Here is a 12992-nt window from a genome sequence, read left to right on the forward strand (position 1 = left end):
TTTTTAACGCTAAAGATTTACGCTGAAGGTTAAAACACTCATTACCGTTTTAACCATAGGGCTAATCACCGTTTAACAACGGGGCTCATTACGACGTCAATTTAATTAAAACGCCAATGAAAATAAATAAGTAAAGGCTAATTATGGAACCCCTCTCATTTGCTTCATTTACTCTAGCAGGTATCTTGTCCACATTTCCGGCTCCTGGTCAGCAAGTTAGCCAGGCGGTGATTACCACTCATATTAGTCCAGCTATAGCAGGTCAATGGGAGATCGAGCTTGATAGCAGTAATGACGCGACTTTTGAGCGCACTATGTCCAATGCACAACAAAGCGAAAAGGCTAATATAACGTCTGATAGTAGGCTTGGCGGCATTGTAGCGCAAGATGAGCGGCGTATCGTAACGCCTAATCCTACAGTCGATAAACAAGGCGCTGATCTGGCTATGAATCTATCGGCGGCTAACGCCAAGCAGTGCCGTGAGATATATCATTTTGGGGAAGATAATGAGATGTGGGCGGTGAGTGGTGATGAATGGACGTACGGCCGTTATATCGTCACGCATATGGACACAGGACTTCCTATCATTGCGCTAAAGACGATTTATGATAATAATGAAGTAGACTGCTCAGGTAACCAAGTGGATCAAAGCAATGAAGCGTTTATCGCTTTTTTAAATCATGATGGCAATCAGATGCAGTGGTGCGCAGATCCTGAGGGTCAAGAGTGCTTTATGAACTTTAAAAAAATATTGCCCTAAGAGGTTAATGACAGTCGCTAATAAACCTTAGGGTTAGTCATTACCAAAAAAAGCCGCTATTGATAAAAATAGCGGCTTTTTTTCAATAGCTATAAGGTTGCAAAGAAGGTTAAGACTTCTCAGCTGACTGTAATAGCTCATTTTCTAGATAGTGAATGTTTTGTGCTTCTTCCACAAAGTTGTCATCTGCCAAAATAACGTCACGATGCAGTGGAATGTTAGTTTTGATCCCCTCGATGATCAGCTCATCTAGCGCGTGCAAGGTTTTTGCTATGGCTTGTTGACGGGTTTGACCATGGCAGATGAGTTTACCGATTAAGGAGTCATAATAGCTTGGAATCTCGTAACCGGGATATAGGTGCGAATCAAAGCGCACGCCAGCGCCGCTAGGGCTGTACAGCTGCGTTATGGTGCCAGGTGAGGGCGCAAAGGTTCTAGCATCTTCAGCATTGATGCGGCACTCAATCGCATTCCCTTGAATCTCAATCTCGCTTTGACGATAGGAGAGACCATAGCCTGCTGCAATCTTAAGCTGTTCGACCACCACGTCGATACCAGTAATCATCTCGGTCACCGGATGCTCAACTTGTACCCGCGTGTTCATCTCAATGAAGAAAAACTCATTATTCTCAAATAAAAACTCAAACGTACCGGCGCCGCGGTATTTTACAAGCTCACAAGCTTTTACGCAGGCTTGGAGGATAGGCGCACGGACATCATCTGGAATATCAGGAGCTGGCGCTTCTTCTAGTACTTTTTGATGACGGCGCTGTAGCGAGCAGTCGCGATCATAGAGATGAATAGCATTACCGTTACCATCGCCCAGTACTTGTACCTCTACGTGACGCGGGTTTTGTAAATAGCGCTCCATATAGACCGTGTCATCACCGAACCACAGCTCAGCCTCTTGCCTTGCAGCTTGGACTTGACCGACCAACTCGTCGAAGCGTTCAACGACGCGCATGCCGCGGCCACCGCCGCCAGCAGCCGCCTTAATCAATAACGGAAAGCCAATATTGCGCGCTTGCTCTTCGGCATTGTGCATCGTGACAGCGCCAACAGAGCCTGGCACGGTTGGCACACCGGCTTTTTTCATCGCATTAATCGCAGAGACTTTATTGCCCATTAAGCGAATATGATCGGCGTTAGGGCCCACAAAAGTAAGACCTGCTTCTTCTATTCGCTCAGCAAACTCAGCACTCTCGGCCAAAAATCCATAGCCTGGATGGATAGCATCAGCGCCTGAGATCTCTGCTGCTGTCAATATTGTATTGATATCAAGATAGCTCTGATTGGCGTTCGGTTTGCCGATACATATGGCCTCATCTACAAAGCGTAAATGCATTAAGTTAGCATCAGCGGTCGAGTAGACACCAACGGTCTCGATACCTAGAGCTTTACAGGCACGGACGATACGTAGGGCAATCTCGCCTCTATTGGCGATGAGCAGTTTTTTTATCATGAGGTCATCCTTGTCGAAGACGTTCTAGAGTAGGGTTAGTGCCGTTTTAAGCTTTGTAGCGGATAACGGGTTGACCGAACTGCACGACTTCAGAATTATCGACCAAAATCTCAGCGATAACGCCGCTTTGAGTGGCTTCTAAAGGGTTCATAATTTTCATAGCTTCGATAATACCTAAAGTATCACCGGCTTGAACCTGCTGACCCACTTTGACAAACGGTGGATCGTTGGGGCTAGGAGCAGCATAGAACACCCCAACCATAGGAGAGGTCTCAACGCTACCGGCTTTGGCTGCAGGTTTTTCACTAGCAGCTGCAGGGGCTACGCTAGCGGCTGGCGCAGCCATCATGGTTGGTGCTGGCGCATCATAGTGACGAGTTAAGCTGATATGTTCATCATCAGAACTGACCTCTAAGTTGACGAGCTCATTTTCTTCCATGAGGGCGATTAGCGTGCGTATTTTTTCAATATCCATTGTTATCAAGGCCTTATGCTTAAGTTCAAAGAATCGGGTTTGAAATTTTGTATTTATGGGGCTGACAGTCAACAAGTATAATGTTCAGTTGATCCAAACTTATCGAATGACAGTGTAACAAAGTATTTAATAAGAATGACTCATGATACCTATCTTCGCCGCAATGAGCAATCAATGTACAGTTGTTAACTGAAAATTTTTACATATTATTGACGTAATGAGTAGCGATAGCAATATAGCCTAAGTGTTATACCTCAATATCAGCCATAAAAGTCGCCACTCATCAAAAAACAGATAACTCATCACGCTTATGGCGACCAAGCTATAGTTAAGCGTCTTTGCTGATAGCGCAAACGAATCGTCAATAAGATAGAAGCCAAAAATAAACCCGTAATCAACGCCATCCAAAACCCTTGCGCGCCAGTATCAGTATAGCGCACTAAATAAATACCAAGCGGTAACGCTACTATCCAATAGCAAAACAGCGTCACCCACATCGGCACAGTCGTATCTTGCATACCGCGCAGGATACCCGCGACGTTGACCTGCCAGCCATCGAATAGCTGATAAGCTAAGGCAAATATTAATAAATGCATGGCTTGAGCGCGCACGGCTGGATTGTCAGTGAAGGCCGCGGCCAACTGAGGCCGGAATAGCCAAACGCCAAGCATAGACGTCAATGCAATCAGTACTGTCCAAATGAGACCCGTCACCTGTACATGGCGCAGGGCCAGCAAGTTCTTCTCGCCAAAGCGGTTAGAGATCATGATAGTCAGCGCCATAGCGACTGAAATAGGAATCATAAATAACTGAGAGGTAACGGCCAAAGCGACCTGATGCGAGGCGGTTGCCAACTCGCCAAGCGGACTAATAACTAGCGCCCCTAAGCTGAACAAACTGGCCTCAAAAAATATAGAAACCCCAATGGGTATACCCAGCTTCAAAAGTTTTGCGATCTGAGCACGGCTAGGCGCACTAAAGGCATAAAAAAAGCGAGTATTAGCGAATTGTGCTCGCTTAGTAAATGCGGTATACACTGCAAGCAACAACACATTGATCCAAAGGACCATAGCCGTCGCGACCCCGCAGCCTGCACCGCCCATCTGCGGCATACCATAGAGACCATGGATGAAGATGTAGTTAAGCGGAATATCAGCAAGCAGGCCGATGATACTAATAATAGTCACCGGTTCAGGCCGTCCTAAGGCTTCGCAATAGCTACGAAGTACGGCATAGACAGCGAGCGCCGGAAAGCCAAAAGAGACGCCAAATAGATATTGCGACGCTATCGGCTGAATATTCTCAGGAACGCCCATTATCGGCAGAATATTGGGCGCTAAATTAACGATAATAAACCCAATAATACCAATTGCTGCCGCTGTCCATAAAGACTGCTGCGTGATGTTTGGTACGTCGCTATGCTTATTTTGACCGACCGCTTCACCTATGAGTGGGGTTGTGGCAATCAAGATGCCAGTAGCGAGTAAGAACAGAGGCAGCCAAATGCCAGAGCCTACTGCTACGGCTGCCAAGTCAAGCGCAGACACTTGGCCTGCCATGATGGCATCGATTACTCCTAGCGACGCTTGGCAAAACTGAGTGATCAAAATAGGGAGTGCTAGTACGCCTAAACGTAGGCTATAGCTTTTGAAGTCTTTAAAGGATATTAGAGATGGCATAGTTCGCAACTGATTGGAATAAAATAACCCATCAATCCAAACGATGAATTGATGGGTCAAAAAAAAGGATAAACTGGCGCTGAAGTCAAAGTATCATCTCAACGCGAGCAAGTACTGATAATTACTGGACTTATATTAGGGCGTGTTGAACATTCGACCATGGCACTGACAGAGACTATTTTTTAGGCGATTTGCAGATAAAAAATGTAAGTATAGTCATTCTATACGTCAGTTTTTATCAATAAAGCGTCAAAAAAGAGTCCTGTCCCTGTTGTTGTCGTGAGGGCTGATGCTAAAATCGCCCTAGTCGTTGTGACTGTTTAAATAAAATCAGCTAACCAATGCAATAAGCATTACCTGCAATTTTAACGACGACTAGAACACAGCTTTGATTAACTAGTAGCGATCAGCAGTGCGCATTTGTGAATGTTCAACACGCCCTAATGTACCTACATTATAGCGCTAACAGACATAAATGATAAGCTTTCAGGCAAATCTAAAACTTAAAGCTTAATCGCCAAGTGACCTATTATTATCGTCAAAGGCTTTATCACAAAAGCATAGTTAGTCGAAGCGCTTAGTATAATAGGGGCAAACTGCCAATTGTTATAAGATATCTAAACTCTCAGCCGTATTCATAATCGCCTGCCAATGCTTAGGCTCAAGGGGTATGACCGTCAATTGCTCGCAGCCTTTTTTGAGTAATAAGGAGTCATCAAGTGCCGGAATGAACTTCAGCTCTGATAGCGGAAGTATCTCTGTAAACGCTTGCTCAAATCTTAGATCAACCATATACCAACGCGGCTGCTCTTCGGTCGCTAGCGGGTCGTAATGGCGATGCTCTGGATGAAACTGACTTGGATCTGGATAACCGGCTCTGACCACGCTCATAATACCCGCGGCACCAGAGGGCTTAGCGCTTGAATGATAAAAAATCACTTGATCGCCGACGCGCATGTCATCACGCATAAAGTTGCGGGCGCGGTAGTTGCGTACTCCGTCCCAGCATTCTGTGCCTAAACGCTGTAAGTCAGCAATACCGAAATATTTGGGGTTCGATTTCATAAGCCAATAAGCCATACATCATCCTAATTTTTATTGAGTTTTCAAGTTCGATATGAGTTTAATAAATATAGAGCTTAACTGTGCCTAACATACTGAGCTATTAGTAGGCATATTTATTGAGGGTTTTGTTATCAACCCCCTTTTCTTTAACCATTAGAGTGGTTATCCTAGCGACCTTTATACTTGTATTTATACTCTGCATTTATACTCTTAAGCCTAACCAGGCCAGCATTTAAAACGGATATCTTTTTGACTGATAAATTACAGAGATTACATACGGCCGATAACGCCCAAAAGACGAATAGCTCAAAAGAGGCTAGTAGTGCCAAAATGACGAATATCGCAGTCAAGGCTATTCCGCTTGCGCTCTACATTCATATCCCTTGGTGCGTCAAAAAATGCCCTTATTGCGATTTTAATTCGCATGAGCTGCCAACAGATAGTCCGCTATCAATGTCTGAGACCTACGAGGACTATGTCGATGCACTGCTCGCCGATGCACTATTGCAGCAGCCATTAGCGCAAGGGCGCAAGCTGAGCTCCATTTTTATCGGTGGTGGTACGCCATCACTATTGCCTATTCCTCAGTATCAGCGTCTTTTTGAAGGGTTACGTCATTACTTTGATTTTGCCGATGATATCGAAATCACCATGGAGGCCAACCCAGGAACACTTGAGCACGCGCCTTTTACTGAGTATCTACAAGTCGGTATTAACCGCCTCTCTATCGGCGTACAAAGCTTCAGTGCCGATAAGCTCACAACGCTTGGCCGTATTCATGATCCGCAGCAAGCCGTTACGGCTATTAAGGCGGCGCGCGAAGCGGGATTCAGACGAGTCAATGTCGATCTGATGCATGGACTGCCGCAGCAAAGCTTAGTTGAAGCGCTCCATGATATCCAGTTGGCTCATGACACGGGCGCTACTCATATCTCTTGGTATCAGCTCACCATTGAGCCTAATACAGTGTTTTATCGCAATCAGCCTGTTTTACCGGATGAGGATAATTTAGCTGATATTGAAGAGGCGGGAGGCGCGTTATTACATAGTCTAGGCTATAGCAACTATGAAGTGTCTGCTTGGGCCGGCAGGCTAGATACGCCTTGCCGTCATAATCTCAACTATTGGCAGTTTGGCGACTATCTTGCGATTGGGGCAGGGGCACATGGTAAGGTCAGTATTGATCTGCTTACAGCCGAGAATGATACCAAAAAGAAGATAAGTACTTTGGTATCGTCAATAGATAATACTTCACTAGAGCCGGAGAACGACATGGCTCCCATCTATCGCTACAGCAAATCACGCTTACCTAAGGATTATCTGAATTATAAAAACCAGCCAAATGACAATCATGCAAATAACGAAAATTCAAATAGACAGAACAACATTGCAACGATGCCGGCACCGAAGATGGTCGGTTGGAGCGCTATTGCTAGCGATGAATTGGTGAGCGAGTTTATGCTCAATGCGCTCAGACTACATGATGGGGTAACATGGCAGTTATTTGAGGCGCGTACAGGAATGAGTTATAAGGACATCGCTGATTCGGTAGAGAGGTTAGTAGCTAAAGGCTTGTTAACTGAGTCGACTGAAAAACTGCAAACGACTGCATTAGGTCGGCGCTATCTTAATCAAATATTGCGCGCGTTTTTATAGCGTCTGATAGCTATGATCAAAGCTGTAGACATAAAAAAAGACTTATCAACTAAATGATAAGCCTTTTTAATGCAAAATCTACTTATTGAGCTTAGATTTTGTTTTGAACGTCTTGTGCGCTGTCAGTTACAGCGTTGCCTGCGCTTTTAACGTCTTGGCCAAGACCTTTAAAAGTGTTGCAACCAGTTAGTACAAACATAGCTGTCAAAGATGCGATAACTAATTTTTTCATAGTAATTTCCTCAAGATAATTTGGTTTTTGGATAATATAAATGGTTTTAAACACTTAAATGCTATAAACACGGTGCTTTATAATCACCTATCAAGATTGGACAAAACAGTGAATAAACCTCATAAAAAAACAACTTCTTCTAAAAGCGGATCTCTTTAAGAAGTTCTATCTATCGCCTTGTCATCCGATAGAGCCATCATAATAAAAGTTGAAATGCATGCAAAGTATCAAAGTGTAAGTATTAGCCATAATCTGTAACTTGTAATTACGATGACGTTAAATAGGGTTACATCGCCACTAGTTATAAACAATTATCGTGTCTGACTTTGCATGGCTTTTCATGTATGACTTAAATTAGAGTCTAAAATATTTAATTACTTTCCTATGGAACGCTTATGACCATTCACATTGTGCTTGTCGCCCCAAAGATGCCGAGCAATACCGGTAATATCATTCGGTTATGTGCCAATAGCGGCGCACAGTTGCACCTAGTCAAACCTCTAGGGTTTGAGCTTGAAGATAAGAAACTTCGCCGCGCAGGACTTGATTATCATGAGTATGCTCATCTACAAGTACACGCAGATTGGGCAGCTACCAAAAAAGCGTTAACGACGGCAGAGTGCCATATTATCACTGCATTGACCACGAAGCTAAGTCATCCACTTTATGAGTATGATTTTGGTCAAGGAGATAATAGCGCAAAGACACCTAATGTTGCCCTGGTTTTTGGCTCTGAGACCTCAGGGCTAGCGGATGATATACGAGAAGATATAGGTGCAGATAATTGGCTGCGACTACCGATGCTGCCGGACTCGCGCAGCTTAAATCTAGCCAACAGTGTGGCGATATGTCTGTATGAGGTATGGCGACAGCAGGGGTTTTTTGGAGACACTGGCCGCAGTACAGGCTATGAGACTCTAAATGTTTATGACCCTAAAGAATAGCAGTCGTTAAACTCATTAAGCGCCCAGTATATTAAGACAGAATAAGTCAGCTGTTATAACCGCTATTACAGACAATTCGGCGGCTTGGGTAAACCTGCTAGCCGATTAACATGACGAGCGACTAGGCCGGTATTAAAAATCTGTTGCAACTTTTGATTACTAATATTATGTTCAGGCAAGGTCTTTTGTAGCCATTTGATTAAAGGGCGAGTGGCCGGCGCGTGATTAAATTTATTAAAAAACGCGCGTACTTGTTGCAAGATTTGCAAGTGCTCAGCGTTTAGGCTGACGTCTAAAGTATCGGCGAGCTGCTGGGCGACCTCTGGCGTCCAAAGGGTGTGATCGCAAAGATGACCGTCTTGGTCTAGCGACATAGTGGTGATTGAGGAGGTGCTGTCAGTCTGAGTCATAAGGCAATAGTCACCACGTTATCAAATGTGCTGTCTTGGGTAAGTTTGACCCACTCTGTATCGCTCAATACGGCGTCGACCTTATTGTTCAGCTTGAGCTTTGTAGTAGTAGCCTCATCAAGCTGCGAGAGGTCTGCGCTCAAGGCGTAAATATTAGCAATGCCTGTTATCTCATTTTCTTTTAGATAAGCGGTAAGCCAATCGATAAAGGCGGCAGTGCTACCTAATAACATCAGGCTGTCACCATGGCGCCAAGTGAGGGCGAGCTGATCGGTACTGCGTCTAAGGTTGTCCATCGTGCTATGTAATTGGTATAAAGTCGCCATAATAAAAGAGTCCAAAAATAGGGCGTTAGCAGTTAGCTTAATAGGTATGTCATCAATAAGGTCTTTAAGCTTGAAGTCTCTGATTTAAGCTTGAAGTGTCTAGAATTTACTCAAAAAGAGAAAATGTTTTGAATATTTTAAAAGCTTAAAACCTGCTGAAAGTCGTCAATATTAATCACCTCAGGCACTAAGGTTAACTGACCGGCTAAGTCATCAGGCAGTACACCTGTCAGCCAACCACTAAATACATCTTCTGGCAACCAAGCCGGCGGCATATCGTATAATTCAAGCGACTGGATCATGCCATGCAAGCGTGCTCTGGGCTGCATCAATAAGCCAAACACTGGCGCATCCAAATACAGCTGTACCTCATGGCCAAAAGTTGCCAAGGTTAATGCCAAAGCGCAGCCTTCATAGCTTGCCATCTCAGTCGCTGTACGCAGTTGAATTAATAACTTCATCATTAGTCCTTAAAACGCTATTAGGCGATTGTCATCTTGTAGCATCATAGCCAGCTCGCTAAGTCCAACTAGCGTAAAGCCGTCAGCTAAATTATCACCGTTTAGCTGATGACGGGCACTGTTTTCACTATCACTGACGCCGCGACTCAGCGCCGTACTAACACAAACCGGCAAAGCTAACCCATGCTTACGGGCGAGCGCTTGCCACTGTTGAGTCAAATCAAGCTGATCGGCAGATTGCCAGCGCAAACGATTGGCTAGATGAGCGCTATCTGCATAAAAAAACAACTGCAAGGCCGGCTTTTTATTTTCATCGGTCTCGTTAAGTAAAGCTTTGGCGTAACGCAGCGCTACATGAGCTAGCGGATGGCTAGGGTCTTTAGTAATCAGTAGGGTAGTCTTGGTAGTCATAAATGTAGTATCACAAAGTTTTGCAAAGTATAAGGTATGGTCGACTTTTAGTTCAATAGACGCTAGTATTTTATCTCTTTTTCAAGATAGGCTTAGTGATGAGAGTCTTTAAAGTCAGTTTGTTTATGCTAACATAAAGCTGAAAATTCACTACTACCTATGTTACTAGGAAACGAGTTATATGCTATCTGTGTCAACAGAGATGTCCTCCACTACACCGAGCGTGGCAAGTTATCAACCCACTGCTGAGCAGCTGCAAGTCTTGCAAACCGCGAGTGAGTTTGCTTATCAGGTGTGGGAGAGTAGGACGATATCCTGCCAAACCTTTCTACGTAGCTATCCTCTAGAGCAAACCTTAACGCGTCAACAAATCGATGATCTTATTCAAGATTATACCTTAGATGAGAACTATCAAACCGCTGATGAGCCCAAAGTCATGAGCGGTCTGCGCCATCTACGTATGCTGCTGATGATGCGCTGGATCTGGCAAGATGCGCTGAGTATTATCTCACTTGAACAGCTCACCGATGAGCTCTCTGAGTTTGCTGATGGCTGTATCTTATTTGCTAAAGACTACACCTATGAGCAATTGATTGTTAAATATGGCAAGCCTACCTTTATTAATGAGCAAGGCGAGCTAAAAACGGATGACATGGCTATTATGGCTATGGGGAAGTTAGGCGCTCATGAGCTTAATTTGTCTAGTGATATCGACCTTATCTTTGTGCATCAAGCCCGCGGCATGACTGATGGTGATAAGTCTAAGGGCACGCGCAGCATCGATAACAAGCGCTTTATGACGCGCTTAGGACAAGGGATTATCAAACTGCTGGATAATAATACTGCTGATGGTTTTGTCTTTCGGGTAGATATGCGCCTGCGCCCTTGGGGTGATGGTAGTGATCTGGCGATTCATTTGTCTGCACTGCAAAAATACTTTGCCAATCATGGCCGCGCTTGGGAGCGTTTTGCTTGGCTCAAAGCGCGGGTAATCGGAGAAGTATCACCAGAATTTTATAATCAGCTACAAGCGCTGATTAAGCCTTTTGTGTTTCGCTATTACGTAGATTATAGTGCCTTCTCAGCGCTGCGTGAAATGAAGTCCTTGATTCAAAATCAAGTGGCGCAGCGTGAGGATTTAGATAACATCAAACTCGGTGCTGGCGGTATTCGAGATATTGAGTTTATCGTACAGGCGTTTCAGTTGATTTACGGTGGTCGCCATCCGCAGTTACAAGTCAAGTCTTGTTTACAGGCAATGCAGGCTCTGTGCGAGCTTGAGTATTTAGAGCCGGACACCTATAAGCAGTTGCAAGCCGCCTACCGCTTTTTGCGGCGCCTTGAGCATGGTCTGCAGGCCATTAATGATCAGCAAACACAGCGCTTGCCTCATGATGAGCAGTGGCAACACAACCTAGCTATTACCCTAGGGTTTGCAGATTGGTCAGCGTTACTCACGACGCTAAACGCCCATCGAGAAACGGTCAATCTCCCTTTTGAGCGGATGGTGACCGAACGGCAAATGCCTACGCAAGATGACAGCCTGCCGCCGCCAACCGATCTTGACGAACAACTCACCCAGTTAGATACGATACTCAGCGAAGAAAACCGCGCACAGTTGCAAGCGTTTTGGGATTCTAAAATGATAGCGAATCTAAGCGATGAGGCGCGTGAGAGGTTAGACGACGCTTATCCGGTGATTATTCACGCTTTGCTTGCCCATCATGAACAGCAGCAGTTGGCGAATAGCGCCTTACCGCGACTGATTACCTTGCTAGAGGCGATTTGTCGGCGCTCTATTTACTTGGTTATGATTGCAGAGAACCCCAATGCGACTGTTGAGCTGATACCAATGCTATCAGCTAGTCCTTGGATAGCCGGTGAGTTGGCGCGCTATCCGGTGCTACTAGATACTTTTTTGCAGCAGCGCTATCGTCACCTGCCAGACAAGCTTGAGCTACGAGATATCTTGCGTCAGCGTTTGCTTCGCGTTGAGCCAAGTGATGAAGAGGAGTTACTTAGTGTCCTGCGCTTATTTAAAAAGAATCAAGTATTAGCAGTAGCGGCAAGCGACGTGTTGGCCGAAAGACCGATTATGAAAGTCTCAGACTCGCTGACTTATATTGCAGAGGTGGTATTAGAAGCGGCACTTGAGCGCGCTTTTGCTGAGCTGGTTAAGCGCTATGGTTATCCAATCGCTCAAAATGGCGATCCGGTAACGGAGGCCGATTGCGGTTTTGCTATTATTGGCTATGGTAAGCTTGGCGGGCTTGAATTGTCTTATTCTTCTGATTTGGACTTGGTGTTCTTGCATAAGATAAAAGAGCAAGGCATGACGACCGGCGAGAAGTCAGTCAGCGGCATGAAATTTGCCGCAAGGCTTGCGCAAAAGCTTATGACCTATCTCAATACCCAAACCCGTGATGGGCGTGCTTATGAGATTGATATGCGCTTGCGTCCTTCGGGCAATGCGGGCATGATGATCGTTTCTTGCCATGCGTTTGAAACCTATCAGCGCGACAAAGCTTGGGCATGGGAGCATCAAGCGCTAGTGCGTGCGCGTGCTATCTGCGGGGATAAGCGCGTGACCGCGCGGTTTGTTGAGATACGCCGCGAAGTGTTATCGCTGCCGCGTACCCTTGATGAAGTGCGCTTGGAGGTGACGCGAATGCGCCTAAAAATGCAGCGTCATCTTGGGACGAGTCGTCAAAAAAAGAAAGCCGGTAAATTTGATCTAAAGCAGGACGCAGGCGGCATTGTTGATATTGAGTTTTTAGCTCAGTTTGCTGTGCTGGCCTATGCGCATGACTACCCAAGCTTGACTAAATGGAGCGACAATGTGCGTATCTTTGAGGAGATGGCGAAGCTTGGCATTTGGGAGCACTCCGTCTGTCAGGACTTGACAGACGCCTATTTACGCATCCGCGCCTCCACTCATCAATTAGCGCTTGCTGAACAGTCTTTGCTAGTGGATGAATCGTTATGGCTTGAAACAAGAGCGCTCGTACAAGACCAGTGGCAGCGCTTGATGGGAGTCACTGAAAACGAAGATAACTCATAACCATAAGTACAGACTACAAGCAGTAGCGTTACAAAGGCTGTATGGGGCT

13 protein-coding genes are annotated in these 12992 nt (G+C 45.3%); 4 read left to right on the plus strand and 9 right to left on the minus strand.

Features of this window, described 5'->3' with window-relative positions:
• Nucleotides 1–143 precede the first annotated feature (143 nt).
• A complete protein-coding gene (locus W234_RS0110915; protein WP_025646883.1) occupies nt 144–761 on the plus strand; it encodes a hypothetical protein in 618 nt (205 codons plus the stop codon).
• Between the two features lie 109 nt (nt 762–870).
• Here W234_RS0110915 and accC read toward each other — a convergent pair whose 3' ends face one another.
• From accC to W234_RS0110935, 4 genes are all read right to left on the minus strand, one after another.
• Nucleotides 871–2223, minus strand: a complete 1353-nt coding sequence (accC, locus tag W234_RS0110920) for an acetyl-CoA carboxylase biotin carboxylase subunit (protein WP_025646884.1) — start codon at nt 2221–2223, stop codon at nt 871–873.
• 46 nt (nt 2224–2269) lie between these two features.
• On the minus strand, nt 2270–2698 hold the full coding sequence (gene accB / locus W234_RS0110925; RefSeq protein ID WP_025646885.1) for an acetyl-CoA carboxylase biotin carboxyl carrier protein: 429 nt from the start codon (nt 2696–2698) through the stop codon (nt 2270–2272).
• Nucleotides 2699–3006: 308 nt separating this feature from the next.
• A complete protein-coding gene (locus W234_RS0110930) occupies nt 3007–4377 on the minus strand; it encodes an MATE family efflux transporter (RefSeq protein ID WP_025646886.1) in 1371 nt (456 codons plus the stop codon).
• 606 nt (nt 4378–4983) lie between these two features.
• A complete protein-coding gene (locus W234_RS0110935; protein ID WP_025646887.1) occupies nt 4984–5457 on the minus strand; it encodes an EVE domain-containing protein in 474 nt (157 codons plus the stop codon).
• Nucleotides 5458–5772: 315 nt separating this feature from the next.
• Between W234_RS0110935 and hemW the strand changes: the two genes are divergently transcribed.
• Complete coding sequence (gene hemW, locus W234_RS0110945; protein WP_025646888.1) at nt 5773–7098, plus strand: radical SAM family heme chaperone HemW; 1326 nt, start codon at nt 5773–5775, stop codon at nt 7096–7098.
• A 91-nt stretch (nt 7099–7189) separates the two neighbouring features.
• Here the strand turns inward: hemW and W234_RS0110950 are convergent, their stop codons facing one another.
• On the minus strand, nt 7190–7330 hold the full coding sequence (locus tag W234_RS0110950) for an entericidin A/B family lipoprotein (RefSeq protein ID WP_025646889.1): 141 nt from the start codon (nt 7328–7330) through the stop codon (nt 7190–7192).
• A gap of 395 nt (nt 7331–7725) precedes the next feature.
• Between W234_RS0110950 and W234_RS0110955 the strand changes: the two genes are divergently transcribed.
• A complete protein-coding gene (locus W234_RS0110955) occupies nt 7726–8274 on the plus strand; it encodes a tRNA (cytidine(34)-2'-O)-methyltransferase (RefSeq protein ID WP_025646890.1) in 549 nt (182 codons plus the stop codon).
• A 65-nt stretch (nt 8275–8339) separates the two neighbouring features.
• On the opposite strand, the gene W234_RS0110960 is transcribed toward W234_RS0110955, so the two are convergent.
• From W234_RS0110960 to tusD, 4 genes are all read right to left on the minus strand, one after another.
• Nucleotides 8340–8684 carry a TusE/DsrC/DsvC family sulfur relay protein gene (locus W234_RS0110960; RefSeq protein ID WP_084212659.1) on the minus strand — a complete coding sequence of 115 codons (345 nt, stop codon included), beginning with the start codon at nt 8682–8684 and terminating at the stop codon, nt 8340–8342.
• Nucleotides 8681–9010, minus strand: coding sequence for a hypothetical protein (locus W234_RS0110965; protein ID WP_025646892.1), 330 nt, complete (start codon nt 9008–9010; stop codon nt 8681–8683). The genes W234_RS0110960 and W234_RS0110965 overlap by 4 nt, the downstream gene beginning before the upstream one ends.
• Nucleotides 9011–9147: 137 nt before the next feature.
• Nucleotides 9148–9471: a hypothetical protein gene (locus W234_RS0110970; protein WP_025646893.1), complete on the minus strand. Its 324-nt coding sequence runs from the start codon at nt 9469–9471 to the stop codon at nt 9148–9150.
• A 9-nt stretch (nt 9472–9480) separates the two neighbouring features.
• Entirely contained in the window at nt 9481–9882 is a 402-nt protein-coding gene (tusD, locus tag W234_RS0110975) for a sulfurtransferase complex subunit TusD (RefSeq protein WP_025646894.1), read from the minus strand.
• Between the two features lie 202 nt (nt 9883–10084).
• Between tusD and glnE the strand changes: the two genes are divergently transcribed.
• On the plus strand, nt 10085–12943 hold the full coding sequence (glnE, locus tag W234_RS0110980; protein WP_025646895.1) for a bifunctional [glutamate--ammonia ligase]-adenylyl-L-tyrosine phosphorylase/[glutamate--ammonia-ligase] adenylyltransferase: 2859 nt from the start codon (nt 10085–10087) through the stop codon (nt 12941–12943).
• The last annotated feature ends 49 nt before the right edge of the window (nt 12944–12992 follow it).

The sequence above is a fragment of the Psychrobacter sp. TB15 genome, assembly GCF_000511655.1.
GTDB lineage: Bacteria > Pseudomonadota > Gammaproteobacteria > Pseudomonadales > Moraxellaceae > Psychrobacter > Psychrobacter submarinus.